The following is a 22360-nucleotide window of genomic DNA, read 5'->3' as shown; positions in this document are numbered from 1 at the left end:
TCTAAAGCTGCTGCATCAATGGGCGTTTATCTGGCTTGGTAGCCGATTCGTACCGCACCCCAGTGCCTGTTGTCGATGATGATGGGGGCCGACATGTCGTTCATGATCTCCCCGGTATCCCGCATGTAAGTCTGCAGGATGAAGGGCTCCGTGTTCTGTGCTCCCCTGATGCCGGTGCGGTCGTCAAAGATTCTCTTGGTCCGGTTGGCGGTCTTGTCTGTCTCCGGATTGCCGGTGAGTGGCTTGGTGTAGCGCAGATTATGGGTCGGGCAATAGCCATGATCATCGACACAAATGGCAAAGTTGATATCCTCGCTATCTGCCAGCAGTCGTTCCTGGATCGGGGAGATGACCTGATCGAAAAAACTGTCGAAGCGGGTGGTAAACTTCTGGGGAGAGGTGCCGGGGATCAGCTTGTAATTACGATCGAAAAGATCTGAAATGGAAAGCCTGTTTTCGGCGATAGCCTTTTCCAGTGCTGCCACCGCCTCATCCCGCAACCGACAGGCATAACCCTTCATGGCGTCGTGATGGTTTCCAACGTTGAATTTGCCCACGGTGGTAAAAATATTTTCCGCCACCTCGGTGAGCTCGTTAAATGCTGCCCTGCTTTTTTGCATCTGCCCGTAAACCTCGGCAGCCGAGGACGACACATTGTGGATGCTGGAGGCGATCTCATTGACCGTTGCACTCTGTTCTTCCGTGGCCGACGCTATCTGGTTGATCATGTCCGACGATTCGGAGGCGGAGAGGAGGATTTTTTCCAGGCAATTCTTCGCTGCCAGCGATTTGTCCACCCCTTCCTCGACCCGCTGTTTTTCCTCCATGATCGAGGCGGCGGCATCCCGGCTTTCGCTCTGGATATCGGCGATGATCTTGGCAATTTCCTTGGTGGAAGCAGCAGTCTTTGCCGACAGATTCTTCACCTCATCGGCGACCACGGCAAATCCCCTGCCGTGCTCTCCGGCACGTGCCGCCTCTATGGCAGCATTGAGTGCAAGCAGGTTGGTCTGGTCTGCTATGTCCTCAATGAGCACGATAATCTCGCCAATTTTCTTCGACGAAGTTTCCAGTTTCATAACCGTTCCAAGGGTCGCCGTCACATTTTCGTTGACCATCCTGATGCTGCTGCATGCTTCATCGACCACGGTCATTCCGTCGCTTGCCGCGGCATCGACCTGGGCTGAAAGCTCTGCCGCCCGATGGGTATTACCGGCGACCACATTAAGAGTGGCCGCCATCTCTTCTGTGGCCACGGCAACTGACATGGCCTGCTCTTTCTGGGCGCTTGAAGCTGCCTCGGTGCCTATAGTATCCCTGGAGACCATGCAGATGGAGACGGAAATATTCCCTGCCTGTACATAAAGGGAAGCGATAATATCCCGCAGTTTCGAGATCAGATGGTTGATCTCCTCTGCCAGTGAGCCGATTTCATCCCGGGAGCGGATGGATATCTCCTTGGTCAGGTCCCCCTCGCCGCGGGCAATGATCCGCAGTTTATCGGCGAATTCCATAAGATCTTTGATGACCGTCTTTTTGAAGAATAAATAGAGGGTGATGAGCATGGCCAGGAAGAAAAATATGCCGGCAGCAGTCAGCATCCAGGTAAGCTTGAGGGCGCTGTTGAACCCTTCTTGAAGGGAGGTGGTGAGGACGATGGCCCCCAGGAATTTGGGTTCCGCATCATGGCACTGCTTGCACCGTTCTTCATTGGGCACGGGAACCACAGATCTAAGGGTGTGAATGCCATTTTCCTTCTGCTTCAGCTCCAGCGTTTTGCCACTGGCCAAGGCAGCAACAACATCCTTATTGGCTGGTCCTTCCAATTGTTCCGGCGCTTTACCGTCGCCATTGAAGATTCGCATATCAAGGGCGAATTTTTTATCTTTTATTTTGGTAAGGAAGGCCTCCACAGCCTTGGATTCACCCTTCATCATGTACTCGTCGATATTGTGGATAATGAACGCCGCCATGTTGCGGCTGTTTTTCATCTGCAGGTCCATGGTGGCTGAGTACTCAAGCCATAGGGCCAGCATGCCCATGGCGGCAAAGCCGACGAAAAGGGTAAGACCGATAATTCCGAGAATTTTGTGCAGGAGCTTTTTCTTGGGCATAATTCCTCGCAGAGCCGCAGCCATTTTAAGTATTTGTAGAGAGTTATCGGCGGCGCCACGGGAATCTTGAGAATAAAACGTGGTTTAATTCAGAAGGGATATAAGCTGCAGATTTGTGGGAATTGATGCTGCAGAAGGTTTGTTGCAGATTGGCGGGCTGTTGAAAATTATTGGGCAGTCGGTCCCGCGAACTTGCTTCCCTTGAACGAAAGAGGGGTGCCTATGACCTTGAGGTGGATTTTTACGGCAGTAAGCCCGAGGATTAGAGGCCTTCCTGGTCAGCCATAGTAGTCTTCCATCAGATCGTTTATCCTCTTCCCCGGTCCGTCGAAGGGGAGCTTCTGTCTGCGGACCGGGTCCCGGTCAAGGCGCGTCCAGCCATCGGACCGGCAGAAGGCGAAGATTTCCCCGTTTTTGATCAGGTGGCTCAGTGAAGAAGAATTTACAATATCGACGCTGCCGTCGCGATAGATGACATTGATCAGCATGGTAGATCTCCAGGGGGAGCAAGAATTAAATTGATCTAACATTTTAGAGTATACTAGATTTCCGTCAAATATCTGCCGACTTCAGGAATAAATAACATATCCCTCCCATTCTTTCAGTCATGCCCAAAATTCACTTCAGTTTTGCAGGGTTGTGCCGAAATAAACCATTAGAATTAACTGCAGCATGGATCGGTTTGCCGTGTTGTGCTGAGAAAATCGAACAGGAGGAAAACTAAATTGAAAAAGCTATCATTTATTGCGGCCATGGTTATGTTGAGTGTGGCTCCGGCGTTCAGCGCCGAGTACCGCGAAATTCAGGACAACTCTTTCCTCATCGAAGAAGCATACAATCAAGAGGACGGGGTTATCCAGCACATTTTCACCTACCAGCACATGAAGGGTGACAGCTCGCTGTTTACCTTCACTCAAGAGTGGCCGGTGCCGAAACAGGATCATCAGCTTTCATACACCATCCCGGTCGAGAGGATCAGGGGGGGCGGACAAGACGACACGGGATTTGGAGATGTGGCGATCAATTACCGTTATCAGGCAGTTCTGAAGGAAGGCATCGCCTTTGCGCCCCGCTTCTCCCTCATTCTTCCCACTGGTGATGAGAAGAAGGGACTAGGAACCGGCACAGTTGGTTATCAGGTCAATTTTCCACTGAGCGTGAAACTTGCCGAACGGTGGGTTACCCACTACAACATGGGCATTACCTTTACCCCTGATAGCAAGGATGCAGCAGGAGCCAAGGCCGACACGGTTGCGACTAACTATGGCGCAAGCGCAATTTTTCTAGCTTCGAAAAATCTGAACCTGATGCTCGAAATAGTAGGAGGTACAGAACAGGCCGTGCAGGGAAACGGGGTAACCGTCGATGAACACTCACTACTCGTAAGCCCCGGGCTTCGGTATGCAATCGACATTGGCAAACTGCAGATTGTACCGGGCATTGCGTTTCCCATTGGTTTCGGTCCTTCCAAGGGAGAATATGGCGCCTTCGCCTATCTTTCATTTGAGCATTCATTGTTCTGATAAATTGGTCGATACGAGTGGCAAAGCCTGTCGGGCACTATTTTTTTACGGGCCTTGCCACTCTCGCATTTTACTGCTTGACACAGGTGCTGCAAAAATTTAATCTCTTGCAATAGTTACTCATTAAAAGGGTTGAGGTCGTAAACCGCTTGAATTCGAAATTCAGAAAAATCACTGCATTGACCCTGATAATGGTGATGGCCTGTCTTTCCATCAACACCGTATTTTCTGTTGCCCATGAAATTGAGGAAGCAGGGTTTTCCACCCCCCACAAAATCTCAATAGGATTTTTACAGGTTGAAACTTCCGGTCACTGCCCGGTTTGTCCACCTGACGACCATCCCAGCACCGACCATGACCATTTCAGTTGCGATCATCACTCCTACGTTTCTCTGGCAGCCCAAACCGCTTATCGTCTTCCCTCACCCCATGAACTTCTTCACCTCAATTTAGAGTCTTTTCAATTCATCCCCGAAGTATTCCTGGCTATAGATACTCCCCCGCATAACCTCGCCTGAAGGGCTGACACGCTACACATGCGTCTAAAACGACACTCTTGCTGAGTCGTTCTGCGTCCAGTCGTCCAGTCCATAATTATCTCAAAATACTACAACTTAATCCCCCGTAATTGTGTCATTGGGCCAGGCTTATTGCCGGAATTACAAAGGCATTTCTGCATGCGTATTACCTTGTTTCCATCCGGAAAGGGTTCTTTTCTGCCCTGGCGGCGTCTTCAATGATGGGATATTGGCACAGTTACGTGGTTGGATTCAGGACAAGTCACACCTCAGCGCAATCATGGAGGAACAATTGAAACAGAACGTAATGAAGCGACTAACATCTGTCGTCGCAATGGCGGCAGTAATTTGTGCAACAACGGCACCACTTCGGGCAGAGGAAAATGCCATTAATCTACAGGAAATCATTACCATTGCCAGGGAGCACAACGGGGAACTGAAAGCGCTCCGCCAAGAGCTGGGAATCGGCGACGCAGGCAAAATCAAGGCAGGCCTCTATCCCAATCCTGTTTTGGATCTGGAAGGCGTCACCGGTGCCCTTACCGGCAGTTCGTCCGAAAACCGTCTGGGCATCGGCGTATCCCAGGAATTCTTACTCGGTGGTAAACGGGAAAAGCGGCTGGCCGTGGCTGACTCCGAACTTGTACGGTTCGGGAACCGGATCAAGGATGCGGAACGTCTGCTGCTGCTGGAGGTGAAGACCGGGTTCTACAGTCTTCTTCTAGTGGAAAGCCGTCTTGAGCTGGCACAAAAGTCCCAGGAACTGAACAACGAATTGTTGCAGATTGCCAAAGAACGGCTGGCCGCCGGTGATGTTGCGGAACTGGACGTAAACCTGGCCAGGGTCGAAACCGCCCGCAGTGAAGGACGAAAAATCGAGGCGGAGCGCGAACTCGTGCCGGCCCGGCAGCGACTACTCTCGCTCATGGGGACGCCTGCCTTGACGGGCTTGAAGATTACCGGCAAACCGCAGACGAAGCCGTCCACTGAAAATCCTGCAGAATTAAAGGCTATGGCCCTGAAAAATCGCCCTGACCTGGGAGCTGCTGAAGCGGAAAAGAACAAAGGTGAAGCTGAACTCTCCCTGGCTCAGGCCGAACTGGTGCCGAATGTGAGGGCTGGAATCGGTTTCAGCTGGGAAAGGTCGGAGACTTCCTTGGGAGGCCTTCAAGAGCGAGATACAGACTATCTGATCGGCCTGAAGTTTTCTTTCCCCCTTCAGTTTTTTGACCGAAACCAGGCTGGTATAAGAGAAGCCCAGGCCAGAAAAAGCAGCGCTGAAACACGTCAAGCGTTTGTCCGGCAAGGCATTGAGAGGGAGGTAGAAGCTGCTCACGCGCGGCTCGCCTCTGCGGAAAAATCACTGAATATCTATGCCGGGGAAATTATCCCACAACTCTCTGAGAACCTGAAACTGGTCCAGGAGGCGTATCGTCTTGGTGAAGTAGGGATTCTTGCAGTGATCGAAGAACAGAAGAAATTTATCGAAGTAACTGACGGCTATCTGACAGCACTCTACAGCTGGAACACTGCGGTCGCAAAACTGGAGGCCGCGGTGGGAGTCGAATTACAGAAAGTGGACGGAGGAAATAAATGAGCATCTACAAAACTGCCATGAAATACATGGGTATACTACTGGTTCTGCTGTTCACACTGTCAGGCTGTAATCACAAGGAACATGCACCCGCCGCTGCTGCCGGAGGCGAAGCCGAACCAATCAAGGTAACCGCCTATTCCGCAAAGAGCGAACTTTTTATGGAATATGATCCGCCGGTGGCAGGAGAAAAGGCGGGTTTTCTGATTCATCTCACCAGACTTGCCGATTTCAAGCCGGTAACGGAGGGGGGGCTGAAAATGGTATTCACTCCATCTGCCGGTGAACCGGTCATCTTCACCATGCCGGCCCCGACCCGTGCCGGTATTTACAAGGCTGAGGCGACCCTTGCCAATCCTGGGAACTATTCGCTCAAACTGATCACTGACGGGAAGGGATTCGCCGACGAAATCACGGTATCTGAAGTACAGGTATCGAACAAGGGTGCGAAACCGGCAGAAGGACATGCAGGTGGTGAGGGAGCAATTGCGTATTTGAAGGAACAACAGTGGGTCGTGGATTTCATGGTAACCCAGCCGGTCAAGAAAGATCTGGGCAGCTTCGTTACCACGACCGGGGAGCTGGTTCCGGTCTCGAACGCTGAAGCAACGGTTGCCGCTCCTTTGGCTGGTACCATCTCAACTGTCAAGCAACTGCCTTTCATCGGGAAGAAGGTGGCAAAAGGTGAAGTGGTGGCCATGATTGATCCCCCGATCAGGCCGGATGGCGGCATCGGTCAGCTGGGAGCGGCCTATGCCGAAGCAAAAAATCGGGTTGCACTTGCGCAAAAGGAGTACGACCGGGCCAAGCGACTCCATGACGCTAAAATAGCCCCGCTGAAACGAGTAGAGGAAGCGGAGCTGGCACTTTCCAGTGCGAAGTCGGCTCTTGAGCCTCTTGAAAAATCCATGGGAAGTGTCAAGGGAGAAGGAAGTGGTCGGATTGCGGTGCGTGCACCGGTGAGCGGCACGGTGGTCGAGGTGACTGCCGGGGCCGGCAAAGGGGTTGAGGCGGGACAACCAATCCTGCGTATTGTCAATACCGGCACCCTCTGGCTCAAAGCCAATCTTCCTGCGACCGAGATCGCCACAGCCGGCAAGTCGCTCAATGCGACTTTCACCGTTGCCGGCTTGACTGATGAATTCAAACCGTCGCGGCTGGTGTCGGTCGGCGATATGCTCGATCCCCAGACCAGAACCCTGCCTGTACTGTTTGAAGTGCCCAATAAATCAGGACGCCTCAAGGTCGGGCTGTTCGCCAATGTTGCCATTCGGACCGGCTCGGTTGCCGGCGCACTGGCCGTGCCCAAGGATGCCCTGATTGAAGACGAGGCCCGTTGGTTCGTCTTTATCCAGCCATCGGGGGAGGCTTTTGATCGACGGGAGGTAAAGGTCGGCGTCGAAGATGGCGGTTTTGTCCAGATCACCTCAGGTCTCAAGGGTGATGAGCGGGTAGTGACCCGTGGCGCCTATTACGTCAAACAAGCCGAGTCCGCCGCCAAGGGGGGCGCAGACCAGGGCCATGCCCACTAAGAAACGAGCCTTTTCCGCCCTGGCTGCGTAAGTCTTCGGGTTTCCTTGTGCGGCGTAGCGCTGTTTATGCCCTTTGGGTACTACGCCTCCGCGTCAACCCTCGACAGCCTTGCCAGGACAAAAAAATCTCGTTTCTTGGAAAAAACTAACATACGAGGAGAATTACATGCTCGATAAAGTAATCCGCCTGGCCCTGGAGAACCGGCTGATCGTCGTTGTGGCGTCACTGCTGGTGCTGCTGGTCGGGACTTATATAACCATGAAGATGCCGGTGGATGTCCTGCCGGATCTGACCGCGCCGACGGTTACCATCATCACCGAGGCCCATGGCATGGCTACGGAAGAGGTGGAGTCGGTTGTCACCTATCCGATTGAAAGTGCTGTCAACGGCTCCAGCGGCGTGCGCCGGGTCCGTTCCTATACGGTAGCCGGTCTCTCCACCGTCTGGGTCGAGTTCACCTGGGGAACTGATATATACAAGGCGCGCCAGGTGGTCAATGAAAAGCTGCAATCATTGGCCGGTGTTCTGCCTGCTGATGCGATCCCCCAACTGGCCCCGATCTCCTCGATCATGGGGGAGATCATGCACGTGGCCCTTGTCAGCGACAAGCATAACACCATGGAATTGAAAGAAACCGCCGACTTCGTTATCCGCAAGCGACTTCTGGCGGTACCGGGGGTCTCGCAGGTTTCCAATATCGGCGGTGACACCCGCCAGTATCAGGCCGTACTTGATCCGCAACGTCTGCAAGCCTTCGGCGTCACGGTGGGGCAAGTAATCACGGCGCTCAAAGGAGCTAATGAAAACTTTGCCGCCGGTGTTATGAAGAAGACCGGCCAGGAATACATGATTCGTGGCGTGGGCAGAGTCCGCACCACAGCCGATCTGGAGCAGGTTGTAGTGACTGCCAGGGGCGGTGTGCCGGTTCTGGTCAGGGATGTGGCGCGGGTTGCCATTGGCCCGGCTTTCAGGTATGGGGACGCCTCGGCCAACGGCAAACCCGGAGTGGTGATCTCGATTCAGAAGCATCCTACCGCAAATACTCTTGAACTGACCAAGCGCCTGGAAGGGAAACTCGCTGAGTTGCAGAAAAGTCTGCCTGCCGGTATGAAGCTGGAAACCGATATATTTCGCCAGTCAGATTTCATCGAGCGGGCCATAGACAACATCAAGAAGGTTCTGACCGAGGGGGCGCTGCTGGTCATCGTCATCCTTTTCCTTTTTCTGGGCAATGTGCGGACCACCCTCATTTCTATTACCGCCATGCCGCTGTCGCTGCTGTTTGCCATCTTTGCCCTGCGGATTTTCGACATCTCCATTAACACCATGACTCTTGGGGGAATGGCCATCGCCATCGGGGTCATTGTCGACGATGCCATCATCGATGTGGAAAACGTTTTTCGACGTTTGCAGGAAAATCGCCTGAAACCGGAAAGCACAAGATCCCCGTCGCGCATGGTGATTTTCGAGGCATCGAAGGAGATCCGTGCATCCATTGTCAATGCGACCATGATCATTCTTATGGTATTCATGCCCCTCTTCTTTCTCACGGGCGTTGAGGGCCGGCTGTTGCGGCCGCTCGGAATATCCTACATGGTTTCAATCGGCGCATCGCTGATTGTCGCCCTGACGGTTACCCCGGCCCTCTGCTCCTACCTGTTGCCACGGGCCAAATGCCTGGAGCGGGAGGAAGAAAGTGCCGCAGTTCGCTGGTTGCAGCGCCTCTATCGCCCCATGCTCAACCTGGCAATCAGCCGGCCGAAACTCGTGATTGCAGGATCAGTGGCGGCCTTTGTCTTGGCAATGATTCCTTTGTCCATGACAGGCCGCTCCTTTCTCCCCGCATTTAACGAAGGGGCGCTGACGGTGGTTATCGTTACGTCGGCAGGAACCTCATTGGAACAGTCGGCGGCCATTGCTCTGGAGGTGGAAAAAAAGCTGCTGGCACACCCTAACATCAAGAAAACGGCCCGCAGAACAGGTCGGGGTGATATGGATGAGCACGGCAAGGCGGCGAGCATGACGGAGATCGAGGCCAAGCTCGATATGAAGGACCGCAAACTTGGCGATGTCATGGCGGAAGTGCGTAAGTCAATGGCCGGAATGCCCGCTACCATTACCTTCGGCCAACCTATCGGCCACCGGATCGACCACATGTTGTCCGGCACCATGGCTAACCTCGCCATTAAGGTCTATGGTCCCGAGCTGTACCGGTTGCGGATTACAGCGGAAGAGATCAGGGGCGCCATTGCCGATGTCACGGGCCTGGCGGATCTGTCGGTTGAACAGCAGAAGGACATTCCCCAGGTCAGGATCATTCCGGACCGTGCCCAGATGGCTCGGTATGATCTCACCATGTCTGGTGTTGCGGAGGCAATGGAGGCTGCCACCGCCGGCATGGCCGTGACCCGTACCCTGGAAGGAGATCGAGGGTTCGACGTAGTGGTGAAGTTTCCAGATGCGGCTCGCGATAGTACCGGTTCCATCGAAAACGTCATGATCGACACCCCGACCGGGGTCAAGATTCCCCTGTCCACCGTAGCTCGGGTCGTTTCCGCCAAGGGGCCGAATACCATCACCAGAGAGAATGCTCAACGCAAGATCGTCGTTCAGGCAAACGTGGCAGGACGTGATCTGCGCAGTGTTTTCGAAGATGTCCGCAGCAACATCGAGCAGAAGGTCAAGCTCCCGGAGGGGTACTACGTGGAGTATGGCGGACAGTTTGAGAGCGAGGCAGAGGCAACCAGGACAATCGGCCTGCTGAGTATCGTTTCGCTGCTCTTCATAATCCTGATCCTCTATATTGAATTTCGTTGTTTCAGAGATGCATTCCTGGTCATGGTCAACCTGCCGCTTGCCTTTATCGGCGGCATAATAGCCGTCTATTTCACCTCAAGGGTCATTAGCGTCGCTTCGCTGGTGGGATTTATCACCCTGTTCGGCATAGCGACACGAAATGGCATTCTGCTGATTTCCCACTACAAACACCTGATGGAACAAGATGGGAAAACCTTGCAAGAAGCAGTGCTGCAGGGCTCTATGGAGCGTCTCAGACCGGTCATAATGACCGCACTGGCAGCCGGTCTGGCACTGGTGCCATTTGCCATTGCCGCCGACAAACCGGGCAACGAGATCCTTTCGCCGCTGGCCATCGTAATTCTGGGGGGGCTGCTCAGTTCGACCGTGCTGAATATGGTGGTACTGCCCTCGCTCTATCTGAAGTTCGGAAAAGAGCAACAGAAGTAATGTCTGTGCCCCTCTCCCCATCACGGGGGGGAGAGGGGCACATCGGTAATAACGGATTAACAGCTCGATTTTTACAAGGAGACGCATAATATGAAAACTGCATTGCATTTTGCATGCATGATCATGATTGCAAGTTTACTGATCAGCGGATGTGCAAACAGCCGGGGGCTGATTGCGAAGGCTTCGATTGGAAGTAAACAGGATGTCTTTACTGACGTGCTTGGTAAGGAGGTCCCGTCGGGTAAAGCTATTGCAGATATCAAATTTTCCGTCAAAAGTATTTCTTCACGGTTCCCATGGTCTTACAACAAGCATAACGACCCTCCATTTACCGTTCATCTGAATATTGATGGTCAGGCAACAGTGCTTGAGACTGAGCCGGTCTTGGAAAAAATATCACCCATTGATTCCAACGTGCCGGAAAGTGGAACGGGCTGGAAATATCGATTCAGTAAGCAGATTGCCCTGGCTCCGGGCAAACACAAGCTAAGGATTGTGCTTCCGGTTGATGATGTAATTGTGGAGCAAGAAATTGTTCTGCGGGATGGTGTAAATACGATCAACTTGAAACCGATATACAAGAAGAGATTACTTCGTCCATATAAAGGTGAAAGTTTTACTGCTGGTGTAAAGTCGATTGAGGTGGTGATTGAATAATTTCGATAACTACTCTGAAAATTCCGCGCAGGGCCCATCAACGGGCCCTGTGCGGCAGCAGGATTGAGACTGTTTCAAAATGCCCAGAAGGGTCCGTTACCTAGATTGGTCCCTTTTCCTTCGATGCCGATGAAGACATCCCTGCCCAGGAAGAAGGGGAAGCCCCAGTCGAAGATGTTGCCATGGGAGGGGCCGCCGATATTATTGAAAACCCTGTTTCCTGTGGCGGTGAGATTGAGGAAATTGCCGACCCGGAACGGGATCTCTGCCGTCGGGACGCCGGCCGCCGCAATGACCGTGGCGGAAAGGGGCAGTTCCTCTGGTGGACAGTACCAGGCGGCAAAGGGGGAAGGGCACGGGGGAAGCGGCGGCTGGGCCGGCTGGGGGAAAAAGAGTCCATTGGAGCCGCTGTCGATGAAGCTGCCGTTCGAGACTCCATTGAAGACGGTGGTTATTTCCCCGAACTGGTTGACGGCAAAGGTCTTGACTGCCGTCGGTGTATTGTTTGGTTGAGTGCCGATGCCGAAGATGAGACTGCCGTCTACCGACGGTGCCCCTGTTGCGGAAACGGCGGGAAACCGGACGAGTATGCCGTTATTGTCCTGGGGGAGGAAGGCGACCGGATTCTTCACCTGGTCGGCAACGGCCACGGTAGTGCCGATGCAGGAAGTGCCGTTGCAGGAAAAATACATGCCGTTGGCGGCAGCGTTGGCGCATCTGCTTCCGCAGTCCTGCGGGAACAGCCCGACCCCGAGTATGCCATTGAACCCGGCTGTAGCCGGATCGGGATCGGCATCGAGACAGGCGGTGGAACGTGTGCCAAAGGAGGTATCAAAGACATGGATCGGGATATTGATTGCCGGCTCGTTGCCGAGGGTGACGCTGGCCATGCGGATGGGACCCCACTCCGAGGTGCCGTCGGCAAATTGGATGCATTCGGCCAATTCACCCGAGGCACCTGGTGCGGCGGGCAATTCGAGCCCCAAGGGTTGCTTGAAAAGACGCAAGCCGAAACTTCCAGTATCCAGCAGGATATCATTGATAGTCGTACAGGTGGTAGTGCCGGGGATGCAGACCGTAACGGCGACGCACGGTTTGTTGGGATAGGAGTTGGCCGAACAGAGCGAGCCGTTGACGGTGACTGGCATGACATTGCGCTCGGTGGCCCCGGCTACCCCGGCCGCGGAGGTTACAGTGAGAGTGGTCGAGCCTTTGACGTCGCCGGATGTTGCGGTAATGGCCGTAGACCCGGCAGCGACTGCTGTGGCAAGACCGGCGTTGTTTATTGTTGCCACAGCCGCATCTGTGGATGACCATGCGGCCGCAGTAGTGAGATCCTGGGACGTGCCGTCGGAAAAGGTGCCGGTAGCTGAGAACTGCTGGGTCTGTCCCGTACTCAGGGAATGCGCCGATGGTGTGACGGCGATGGAGAGGAGAACTTTCGGCGCTAGTGCTGCGTTGCTGTTTCCGCTGTCGCCGCAGCCACCCATGGCCAGAGCGAGAATAAGCATCAGCATGGAGCGAAAGAGCAGGTTATCGGATCTCATTGATGGTCACCCCCGCCGGCAACAGATCAGGTGCATAGGCGCGTCCCTGCAGGTTCCGCATATGGCCCCATTTTTCGACGATGACCCTGCTTGAGGTTACCTGCAGGCTTTGGCGCCCCGGCTTGCGGGGAACCTCTTTCAACGCCTGCTGATATTCAGAGGCGTAGGACCCGAGGAGATGGGTAAGATCGGGATGGACCAAGCCATTCCAGGCAATGGCAAAAACAATTCCGTCAGGTGAGATGTATTCCCGCACCGAAGTGGCTTCAGACTGTATCTCCTGTACCTCAAAGCCGTCGCCGGCTGACTTGGCAATCCGCAAGCCCCCGAGAGACTCTTTATCCGATGCAATGGAAGTGGCTGGTTCCCCCAAAACGGCATTTGCCGGCTGAACAGCTAAGAATTGCGCCGCCAGGAAAACAATTCCTCCCAAGAGAAAAAAGTGACTGGGCATGATAATCGTCCTCCGGTTGTCATGTGTGGGGCTGTTGCCCTTAACCTCAGCCGATCAACCGCGCCAGTCTCTGCCGCTGTTTCTCCAGCTTGACCTGCCCCCTTTCTATGGCTGCCAAAAGCTCTTTTTTCGATTCCGGAGCCAAGTCCACTTCACTGCTGAGTATGCTGGAGGCCTTTTCGCCGATGGTGTCGGCCAGCTCGGAAACATTGTCGGCAAACTCATGGACGACCTTGTCCGTTTTACTGCCGACGGTTCTCGCCATGCGGACAATGTCCTTGCGGGTATCCTTTCCTGTCTTGGGAGCGAGCAACAAGGCCAACCCGGCGCCTACAATACCGCCACCGACGAGCATCAGAGCATCTGCCATGGTATCTTTCTGTGCCATAATTGTGTCTCCTTTTTATTTATAAATTTTAATTTTAACTATAACATAAAAATAGACGGCGCAAATGAAACGGAAAGAAAAGGTGTTTCCCCTACTCACCCCCCCCTCTGTCCCCCTTATGGAATAGGGGAGGACAGGGGGGTGGATATTTGGCAGAATTGGTTATAATTATTAAGAATAATTAAAGGAAGCCATAGATGACCAAAATCCTCATCGATAATCCACTGTTGCTCCTTTTCCTCGTGGCTGGAATCGGCTATCCACTGGGGCGGATAAAAATACGCGGCAGCAGCTTCGGCGTGGCGGCAGTGCTTTTCGTCGGCCTGGCCTTTGGTTCCCTCGATCCCGCCATGAAACTGCCGGAAGTCATTTACATGCTGGGATTGAGCCTGTTCATCTATGCCATCGGCCTGAGCGGCGGCCCCACCTTCATGGCGTCATTCAAGCGTCAGGGACTTCGCTACAACCTGCTGGTGATCGGTGTTCTGACGGTCTGTGCCGCAGTGGCGGCGGTGGCAGGCAAATTACTGCACCTCAAGTCGACGATCGCAGCAGGGATGTTTGCCGGAAGCCTGACCAGTACGCCGGCTTTGGCGGCGATTCTCGATACGCTTAAGCACAACTACTCGGGCAGTGGCCTTGAAGATCTTCTGGCCGAGCCGGTTGTCGGCTACTCCATCACCTATCCCATGGGGGTCATCGGCACCGTCCTTGCCATCAGCCTGGCCCAGCGCCTGTGGCGGATCAATTTCGCCAGCGAGGCCAAGCAGCTGCGCGATCTGGGCGCACCCACCGAACCGTTGCGAAATTTCACCATTCGCGTGACCCGGGCTCCCGTCTGTTGCGCCAAGCCATTGGAGGACCTGCGTCGGGAGCAGGGGTGGGACGTGATCTTCGGACGGGTGAAACGAGCCGGCCAGTTTCAATTGGCAACCATGGAAGAAAAGCTGGCCGTAGGAGACCTGATCACCGTGGTCGGTTCTTCCGGGGAGATAGAGCGGGCCGCCGCCTACCTGGGGGAAAAGAGCGTGGAAGAGATCGATCTGGACCGAAGCGAATTCGATTTTCGCCGTATTTTCGTCTCCAGCCCGGAGGTGGCAGGGCGCCGCCTCAAGGATCTCAACCTGCGCAAGAGGTTCGGCGCGGTCATCACCAGGGTTCGGCGCGGCGATGACGACTTTCTGCCCAATGGCGATCTGGTGCTGGAACTGGGGGACCGGGTCAGGGTGGTGACCCACCACGACAACATGAAGGCGGTGTCAAGATACCTTGGGGATTCATATCGCGCCGTCAGCGAGGTGGATATCCTCACCTTCAGCGGAGGCCTGGCACTGGGGCTCCTGCTGGGCATTCTGCCGATCCCGCTTCCCGGCGGCATCACCTTCAAGTTCGGTTTTGCCGGAGGGCCGCTGGTGGTGGCGCTGATCCTGGGGACCATCGGCCACAGCGGCAAGATGGTCTGGAACCTCCCCTACAGCGCCAATATGACCTTGCGTCAGATCGGCATGGTGCTCTTTCTGGCCGGCATAGGCACCCGCGCCGGGTACAGTTTTCTCTCCACCTTCACCAAGGGTGGTGGCGTGCTGATCTTCGGTACCGGCATCATCCTGACCTGTCTTGCTTCACTGGCAGCGCTCTGGATCGGCTACCGCCTGCTGAAGATTCCCATGACCCTTCTGATCGGTATAATCGCGGGAATGCAGACCCAGACCGCGGTTCTCGGCTATGCCCTGGATCAGACCCGCAATGATCTGCCCAACATCGGCTTTGCGTCGGTCTACCCGGCGGCGACCATCTACAAGATTATCTGCGTTCAGGTGCTGCTGGCAGTGCTGGAGTGAACAGGCTGTTGTAAAACTACTGCGGGGGTGGTCTGCGGCGTTGCCGTCTCGCCCGGTTCCGGTCATTTTGCCAGGACTTTTGCCAATTCCAGCAAACGCAAGTCAAGGTCTTTTTTGTTCTCGACCACCACATCAAGCGGAGTGGCGGTGATTTCTCCCTTAATCATCCCCATCAGGACCCCCTTGTTGCCTTTCTCCAGACTTTCGGTGGCGGCTGCACCGAGCTGGGTGCCGAGGATGCGGTCGAAGGAGCCCGGCGAGCCCCCCCGTTGCACATGGCCGAGCTTGGTAACCCTGAGCTCGAAACCGAGCCGTTCCCGATGGATCTGAAAGTACTGGGCCATGCCGTCGGCGTTGTTCTGTGCACCTTCGGCAACAACGATAATGGCATGGGCCTTGCCGTTGTCATAGGCAGCTCGCAGATCGGCAGCAACAACCTCCGGGTCGGTCTTCTGTTCGGGGATCATGATCGCCTCGGCGCCGCCGGCAATGCCTGCCATCAATGCCAGGTATCCGCATTTGCGCCCCATGACCTCAAGAAGAAAAGCCCGATGGTGGGAGGAGGCGGTAACCTTGAGCCGGTCGATTGCTTCAAGTGCCACATCCATGGCGGTCTGGACGCCGATGGTAATGTCCGAACCGTAAAGATCGTTGTCGATGGTCGAGGCGACTCCCACCACCGGGAACCCCATCCGGGACAGCTCATAGGCGCCGGTCTGGGAGCCGTTTCCGCCAATGACGATCAGGCCGCCGATTCCCTGCTGCTCCATCTGGGTCAAGGCTTTCCGGCGACCTTCCTCGGTCTCGAATTCGCGGCAGCGGGCGCTACCGAGCATGGTGCCACCCTTCTGGATGATGCCTCCCACATCCCGCGCGCCCAATGGCATTATCTCGCCGCTGATCAAGCCGGCATAGCCGTTATGAACGCCAAACATCTCCCAACCCTTGTCAAGTCCCGTCCTGACGATGGCACGAATGGCGGCGTTCATGCCAGGGGCGTCGCCGCCGCTGGTGAGTACGGCAATACGTTTCATGGTTCCCTCCACACGGTTGATTTTCAGTAATTTTATATCAGAATCGGGATAAGCATAGGTGTGGCAGCAAGATTTTTCGCCGAATGTGAGCGAGCATTAGCCGGAAAACCTTTACCTGGAGGAACAGGATGAATTCAAGACCTGTCAGCATCGGGCATATATTGCCCATCATTGTCATGGCCATGGCTCTGACCGGCTGTAATCCGGTAAGAGATTACGAGGCGGCAAAACTATTGGTGGATATTGCTGCCGGAGCAAAGGAAGCCCCAAGTGGGGATGCAGCCGAGCCACGGCGTTTGGCAAGGAATTTTCAAGTAAAAGGAGTACGTTATCATGCCGACCTGTACCTTGCCGGTCAAAAGCCGCTGGCGGCGATGTTGCTGCTTCCGGGGGCTGCGGAGAAAGGCAAGGACGACCCGCGACTGCAGGCTTTGGCCATGAGCATGGCCCGTGCACGTTTTGCCGTGCTGGTGCCGGACCTGCAGGGATTCCGTTCGCTGCAGATCGGTTCCAGGGACACTGAAGATGTGACGCGGTGTTTTTATTGGCTGGCCACGCAGCAGGATTTGGCGCCAAACGGGCGTGCCGGTCTTTGTGGCATCAGCTATGCCTGCGGACCGGCCGTACTCGCGGCACTCGATCCTCTCATTGCCCAACGGGTACGATTCATCATGACCATCGGCGGTTATTACGACCTGGTCCGGGTGCTCACCTTCTTTACCACCGGCTATTTTCAGAAGGAGGGTACATGGCAGTACCGGGAACCCAATCACTATGGCAAATGGGTATTTGTCCTGAGCAACATCAGGCGGCTCAGTTTGGCCACAGATCGCCAACTCTTTGCCAGGATGGCTGCCAGAAAGCTTGATGATCCGGGTGCCGCCGTTGGCGACTTGGCAGATGGGCTGTCACCTGAGGGGCGAAATTTCTTCAATTTCATCGAGAACAGGGACCGGACCAGGGTGACGGCCCTCATCGGTCGGTTGCCGCTCTCCATCCGCCAGGAGATCACACGGCTGAATATCGCCGGTTACGATATGGGCCGCCTGAAGGCGCAGATGATCATCCTTCACGGCTATGATGATGATATCATTCCCTATACGGAGAGCGTCGCCCTTGCCGAGAATATCTCTCGCGGCCAGGGAAGCCTTTATCTGGTCCAGGGCCTGATGCATGTCAATTTAAAACCACGTATTAGCGACACTATTAAGCTGTGGAGAGCGCTGTCACGGCTTTTGCGGGTATCGAGGCAATAAGAGGAAAATAATAAAAAATCGTTTTGACAGGCGGTTAGTTTTATGTTAATAAGCTGCTTAAATTAAAGAAACAAACTATATTTTGTATTTTAAATAAAAAAACAGGCCATGCTGTTGTCGTTCTGAACCCAGCAACACAAACTTCCGCCAATTAATCTTCCACAGCTTTCTCTGGAGGTACTGGTGCTCGATGTTGCCCTTCAGTTTCTCTCGGACGAGATCAACGCGTACAGTCTAACCAGTGACCGCACAGGCTTTACCAAGGTCAAGCTGGGACCTGTAGTCAATGGGAAGGGTGAGTATGCCATTGACAGCGATACGATTGGCCTCAGCATTATCAATATTGAAGAGGAGCGAGTGCTAAAGTCTCAGACTCTGGAACACAGGCTGGTAGGTGATCAGCATGTAGTTCTGGAGCCGGAACTGAAGTTGAATATCTATCTCCTGTTTGCCGCGAATTACACTGTTTATGATGTCGCTTTAAAAGCCATTTCCCACATAATCTCCTTTTTTCAGTCCCGTCCTTCATTTACTTCCGAACAATACCCTGCCCTTGACAGACAGATAGCGAAGCTGAGCGTAGAGCTGCAATCTCCCTCCTACGAGCAGCTCAACCAGATATGGGGTTTCATCGGCGCCAAACAGCTTCCTTCTGTCCTGTATAAGGTCAGGATGATAACGATTCAGGATGGGGCGGTAAAAACCGTGAAGCCTCCTGTTACGAAAATACAGGGAGATACGAACAGTCAATGATCACTACCTTCAGAACTCTTTTCACGGTAGCGATCTCTCATGGTTACTACTTAAAGAGCTGCAACGACATCGACTTTGTACTGCTTGGAGATACACGGGAGCTCCTGCGGAACGCGAGGGTGCTCTCCAGGGTGAAAAATGGTGTCCTGTACTTCCTTCACGAGGTGGACGCCGGAAACAACCCTCTTTTCTCCCTGGCAGGCGCGACGGTGAGATTTCGGCTCGTGTTGCTCAACCCGTATTTCATGAATTTCACAAATGTCAATGTTTCCCCCAAGCGGGTCCTCTACTACCGGAACGGTTCCCTCCCGGAGAGATTCGAGAGTGCAAGGGAGGTAACAGTCACCAGGGACCTTCTTTCCCATTCGGTTGTAAGCGAGGTCCGGCCTTTGAGCTTGGTTTTGCGGGATGATAGCGGCCATATTCTGGCTGAAGAGATGGCTGCAAATGCGGAGTTTCGCGAGGCCCGGTTCACATTGAACGGCTATTCCGGTCGTCATTTTATGGTTGATGAAGGTGCTCCCGGCTCGGAAACAACGACCTGGTATTACCGTGATGCCGAGATGCTGCAGGCTGGTGGGCTCGCAATCGTCGAAGTGGCGATAGACGACTCTTTTTACCAGTCCAAAGATGCCCCCATACAGCTGAACATCCCGTTCGAGAGGAAGGAAGAGTTCCTCGAATATTACGTGGTGGCGAAGGGATACTCGGAAGAAGAGCTGGATCAGGTGAAGGTCGAGGAGAAAGCGCAGGGTAACGGCAACAACGGAGATTCGAAGACATCTTTCGAAAGGGTACGACCCGAAGAAATGCCACCAGGGTACAAGGGGCTCGGCGGCATGGAGGCGAGGGTTGCCCTGTTCAGATCGGAAAAACCGATACCTAGGGCTGAAGCAGGAACGAGAAAAATGCAGTTGCTCAGGAATGACGAAACGCTCATCAAGTCGCTGCCGCTACCTGCGGCCGACAAGCCGGACGGGAAGATCGTCATCCACATATCGAAAGGATGAGGAACCGACTATGAGACCATTGAAAACACCGGATGTTTATGTCGACGAGATTTCTCTGTTTCCACCGTCGGTGGCCGAAGTCGAGACCGCGGTCCCTGCGTTCGTGGGGTACACCGCAAGGGCGACGAAGATCACCGACAAGGATCTAAGCATGGTACCGACGAAGATAAAGTCGTTGCCCGACTTCGAGATGTACTTCGGAGGTGCTCCGGCCGTAGTTCCAAAGGAAGTCAATCTCGACGAAGGCTACAACTTTGTCAGCGCCAACTTCGAGAGCAGAAACTTCTACCTTTACGACAGCCTGAGGCTTTTCTTCGATAACGGGGGGGGGAAATGCTACATCGTTTCCGTCGGAAACTATGAAGAGGATGTGAGCAAAGAGAAGCTGATAGCGGGGGTTCGGGAACTCAAGAAGTACGACGAGCCGACGATGCTGCTTTTCCCCGATGCCGCCTCCCTCGATGCCGGTGCTCTCGGAGAGGTGCAGCAGCAGGCACTCATGCAGTGCGGGGACCTGATGGACCGGGTCGGGATATTCGAAACTCGCCTTGACGACCCGAACGGAACCTTATTCCGCGACAAGATAGGGATCAACAACCTGAAATACGGCGCCGCCTATACTCCCTGGCTCAACATCAGTGTGAGCAAGAATATCCCGTACGCCAATGTCAGGGATGCCATCTATGTCGGAGGGACGAAAACTTCCATCGAGCAACTTACGACCGACAAGGGGATAAAGGACCTTGTCAAGCTGGTCGAAACGGCGCTTGAAGACATATCGACGGTAGATGCGAAGATGAAAGACCTGCTCGGCACTTCCAAGAGCATCAACCAAGGGTACCAGGATCTGGTGGCTGCATACAAGAACAACAAGGGGCTCGGCAAGATGGGGGATATCTTCGAGTTCATCTTCAGGATCCCTGATTTAGCCGAAAAACTTCTCGATGTGACCTCCGGGGTGAAGGGAGAGAGACTAAGGAAGGATATAAAGGATGCGATAGAGGGGAGGCTCAAGAAGGCATACGAGGAGCTGATAGCGAACGAAAAGGAGCTCGACGAATCCGTCGCCAGCGATGAATACATTGCCAGCTGGGGCGTAGATCCCGATCCTGCAGCAACCGAATGGGGAGGGATCTTTTCCTCTTCCTCACCGGGCAAGTCGTCGATCATCCCCGGTGAGGCAACGACCGACGAGGCGAAGTGCGATGCGATCTTTCCGAACGTGGCAAAGAACTTCGCAATTATCCGCGAGACGGTAATGGGCATCGTCATGAGTGCTTCTAATTACGCCAGCACCTATGAAACATCCCTCTATGAGAGCTTTCCCCTATACCGGAAGATCCTCAAGGGGATCAACGAAACGGCAACCACTGTTCCTCCGAGCGGAGCGATTGCCGGGGTATGTGCCGCCGTGGACAACGCCAGGGGGGTCTGGAAAGCTCCGGCCAACGTAAGCCTCGCAGGTGTCGTGGGGCCGATCTACCAGTTCGATGCCGACGAGACCGACAACCTGAATATTGATACGAATGCCGGGAAGTCGATAAATGCCATCAGGGCGTTCTCCGGAAAAGGGACGCTGGTCTGGGGGGCGCGCACCCTCGCCGGTAACGACAACGAATGGCGTTACATCTCGGTCAGAAGGTTTTTCAACATGGTGGAGGAGTCGGTGAAGAAATCCACCTATTGGGCGGTGTTCGAGCCGAACGATGCCAACACATGGGTGAAGGTGCGGGGCATGATCGAGAACTACCTCATGCAGAAATGGCGCGACGGAGCGCTTGCCGGGGCGACCCCCAAGGAGGCGTTTTTCGTCAGGTGCGGCCTGGGGACGACGATGAATTCCCAGGACATACTCGAAGGGCGGATGAATGTGGAGATCGGCATGGCCGTCGTCCGCCCGGCCGAGTTCATCGTACTCAAGTTCTCCCACAAGTTGCAGACGTCATAGCCTGGGACATCGATCGATAATGATTTTCCGAATCCAATAGAAAAGGAATCAAGACCATGGCCATTACAGCAGATTATCCGCTTCCCGTATTTCATTTCAGGGTCGAATGGGGGGGCAAGCGCATCGGGTTTTCGGAAGTTACCGGCCTTACCCAGGAGAACCAGGCGATCGAGTATCGTGACGGGTCGTTTCCCGAGTACTCCTCAATCAAGATGCCGGGACTCCGAAAATTCAGCAACATCACCCTGAAGCGGGGGGTCGTGAAGAGCGACAACGATTTTTTTGCCTGGCTCAGCACAGTCAAGCTCAACACCGTCGAGCGGCGGGACCTCACCATCAGCCTTCTGAACGAGAACCATGACCCGGTCATGGTCTGGAAGGTCCATAAGGCGTTCCCGGTGAAGGTCGAGGGGCCGCAGCTCAAGGCAAGCGGCAACGAAGTGGCGATCGAGTCGATCGAAATAGCTCACGAAGGGCTCGAGGTGCAAAACGACTGATGGCGAACTACTATCCCCCCGTTGCCTTTCATTTCAAGGTCGAGGTCCTCGGGCTTCCGTCCAACGATAACGACGTCCGGTTCACCGAGGTGACGGGACTGTCGATGGAAATGGCAACCGAAGAGGTGCCCGAGGGGGGAGAGAACCGCTTCGTGCAGAAGTTCCCCACACGGGCGAGGTATACCGAGCTGGTGTTGAAGCGCGGTCTCCTCGTTAATTCGGAAATAACGGAGTGGGTACGGCGGTGCATCGAGGATATGGACATCGAGCCGAAGAGCGTGGACATCAAGCTGCTGAACGAACAGCACCAGCCACTCCTTACCTGGCACCTGGTCGGTGCGTATCCGACCAAATGGTCGCTGGGCGACCTCAATGCCTCGAACAGCGCCGTTTCCATCGAGTCGCTCCAGCTTTACTACCAGCGTTTCACCATGGATAAATCATAGC

General features: G+C 54.4%; 19 protein-coding genes. 13 read left to right on the top strand and 6 right to left on the bottom strand.

The features are described 5' to 3' along the window. Window positions 1-26: 26 nt before the first annotated feature. Both GEOB_RS18795 and GEOB_RS18790 read right to left on the bottom strand, forming a co-directional pair. Window positions 27-2114: a methyl-accepting chemotaxis protein gene (locus GEOB_RS18795; RefSeq protein ID WP_012648834.1), complete on the bottom strand. Its 2088-nt coding sequence runs from the start codon at window positions 2112-2114 to the stop codon at window positions 27-29. A 278-nt stretch (window positions 2115-2392) separates the two neighbouring features. Beyond that, window positions 2393-2602 carry a GSU3473 family protein gene (locus GEOB_RS18790; protein ID WP_012648833.1) on the bottom strand — a complete coding sequence of 70 codons (210 nt, stop codon included), beginning with the start codon at window positions 2600-2602 and terminating at the stop codon, window positions 2393-2395. Window positions 2603-2839: 237 nt separating this feature from the next. Between GEOB_RS18790 and GEOB_RS18785 the strand changes: the two genes are divergently transcribed. The 6 genes from GEOB_RS18785 (at window position 2840) to GEOB_RS18765 (ending at window position 11185) form a co-directional block, all read left to right on the top strand. Next, a complete protein-coding gene (locus GEOB_RS18785; protein WP_012648832.1) occupies window positions 2840-3637 on the top strand; it encodes a transporter in 798 nt (265 codons plus the stop codon). Window positions 3638-3934: 297 nt separating this feature from the next. Beyond that, a complete protein-coding gene (locus GEOB_RS20235; protein WP_154650522.1) occupies window positions 3935-4090 on the top strand; it encodes a hypothetical protein in 156 nt (51 codons plus the stop codon). 357 nt (window positions 4091-4447) lie between these two features. Then, on the top strand, window positions 4448-5752 hold the full coding sequence (locus GEOB_RS18780; RefSeq protein ID WP_012648831.1) for a TolC family protein: 1305 nt from the start codon (window positions 4448-4450) through the stop codon (window positions 5750-5752). Further along, window positions 5749-7281, top strand: a complete 1533-nt coding sequence (locus tag GEOB_RS18775) for an efflux RND transporter periplasmic adaptor subunit (RefSeq protein ID WP_012648830.1) — start codon at window positions 5749-5751, stop codon at window positions 7279-7281. Before GEOB_RS18780 ends, GEOB_RS18775 begins: the two co-directional genes overlap by 4 nt. Before the next feature lie 166 nt (window positions 7282-7447). Beyond that, on the top strand, window positions 7448-10528 hold the full coding sequence (locus GEOB_RS18770) for an efflux RND transporter permease subunit (protein ID WP_012648829.1): 3081 nt from the start codon (window positions 7448-7450) through the stop codon (window positions 10526-10528). Window positions 10529-10618: 90 nt separating this feature from the next. Beyond that, a complete protein-coding gene (locus tag GEOB_RS18765) occupies window positions 10619-11185 on the top strand; it encodes a phage tail family protein (RefSeq protein WP_012648828.1) in 567 nt (188 codons plus the stop codon). A gap of 74 nt (window positions 11186-11259) precedes the next feature. Here GEOB_RS18765 and GEOB_RS18760 read toward each other — a convergent pair whose 3' ends face one another. Genes GEOB_RS18760 through GEOB_RS18750 form a run of 3 tightly spaced genes read right to left on the bottom strand, consistent with a single transcriptional unit; the run spans window position 11260 to window position 13574 of the window. After that, the gene (locus GEOB_RS18760; protein WP_012648827.1) at window positions 11260-12732 is read right to left on the bottom strand and encodes a DUF3443 family protein; all 1473 of its coding nucleotides are present in this window, start codon (window positions 12730-12732) and stop codon (window positions 11260-11262) included. Then, window positions 12719-13186 carry a DUF2844 domain-containing protein gene (locus GEOB_RS18755; protein ID WP_012648826.1) on the bottom strand — a complete coding sequence of 156 codons (468 nt, stop codon included), beginning with the start codon at window positions 13184-13186 and terminating at the stop codon, window positions 12719-12721. Before GEOB_RS18755 ends, GEOB_RS18760 begins: the two co-directional genes overlap by 14 nt. Window positions 13187-13232: 46 nt before the next feature. Next, complete coding sequence (locus GEOB_RS18750; protein ID WP_012648825.1) at window positions 13233-13574, bottom strand: YtxH domain-containing protein; 342 nt, start codon at window positions 13572-13574, stop codon at window positions 13233-13235. A 197-nt stretch (window positions 13575-13771) separates the two neighbouring features. On the opposite strand from GEOB_RS18750, the gene GEOB_RS18745 reads away from it, so the two are divergent. Next, window positions 13772-15415, top strand: coding sequence for an aspartate:alanine exchanger family transporter (locus GEOB_RS18745; RefSeq protein WP_012648824.1), 1644 nt, complete (start codon window positions 13772-13774; stop codon window positions 15413-15415). Window positions 15416-15477: 62 nt separating this feature from the next. Here GEOB_RS18745 and GEOB_RS18740 read toward each other — a convergent pair whose 3' ends face one another. Further along, window positions 15478-16449 carry an ATP-dependent 6-phosphofructokinase gene (locus tag GEOB_RS18740; protein ID WP_012648823.1) on the bottom strand — a complete coding sequence of 324 codons (972 nt, stop codon included), beginning with the start codon at window positions 16447-16449 and terminating at the stop codon, window positions 15478-15480. Window positions 16450-16577: 128 nt separating this feature from the next. On the opposite strand from GEOB_RS18740, the gene GEOB_RS18735 reads away from it, so the two are divergent. The 6 genes from GEOB_RS18735 to GEOB_RS18710 all read left to right on the top strand — a co-directional run bounded on the left by GEOB_RS18735 (window position 16578) and on the right by GEOB_RS18710 (window position 22359). After that, a complete protein-coding gene (locus tag GEOB_RS18735; RefSeq protein ID WP_012648822.1) occupies window positions 16578-17705 on the top strand; it encodes an alpha/beta hydrolase family protein in 1128 nt (375 codons plus the stop codon). Window positions 17706-17888: 183 nt separating this feature from the next. After that, on the top strand, window positions 17889-18458 hold the full coding sequence (locus GEOB_RS18730; RefSeq protein ID WP_012648821.1) for a DUF4255 domain-containing protein: 570 nt from the start codon (window positions 17889-17891) through the stop codon (window positions 18456-18458). Beyond that, on the top strand, window positions 18455-19468 hold the full coding sequence (locus GEOB_RS18725) for a Smr /MutS2 protein (protein ID WP_012648820.1): 1014 nt from the start codon (window positions 18455-18457) through the stop codon (window positions 19466-19468). The genes GEOB_RS18730 and GEOB_RS18725 overlap by 4 nt, the downstream gene beginning before the upstream one ends. Before the next feature lie 10 nt (window positions 19469-19478). Beyond that, window positions 19479-21416: a phage tail sheath family protein gene (locus GEOB_RS18720; RefSeq protein WP_012648819.1), complete on the top strand. Its 1938-nt coding sequence runs from the start codon at window positions 19479-19481 to the stop codon at window positions 21414-21416. Window positions 21417-21472: 56 nt separating this feature from the next. After that, window positions 21473-21913 carry a phage tail protein gene (locus GEOB_RS18715; RefSeq protein WP_012648818.1) on the top strand — a complete coding sequence of 147 codons (441 nt, stop codon included), beginning with the start codon at window positions 21473-21475 and terminating at the stop codon, window positions 21911-21913. Then, entirely contained in the window at window positions 21913-22359 is a 447-nt protein-coding gene (locus tag GEOB_RS18710; RefSeq protein WP_012648817.1) for a phage tail protein, read from the top strand. Before GEOB_RS18715 ends, GEOB_RS18710 begins: the two co-directional genes overlap by 1 nt. Window position 22360 lies beyond the last annotated feature (1 nt).

Origin of the sequence: Geotalea daltonii FRC-32 (assembly GCF_000022265.1) — a bacterium.
Lineage (GTDB): Bacteria > Desulfobacterota > Desulfuromonadia > Geobacterales > Geobacteraceae > Geotalea > Geotalea daltonii.
The sequence above is the reverse complement of the archived record's forward strand: the minus strand, read 5'-3'. Positions and strand labels throughout refer to the sequence as shown.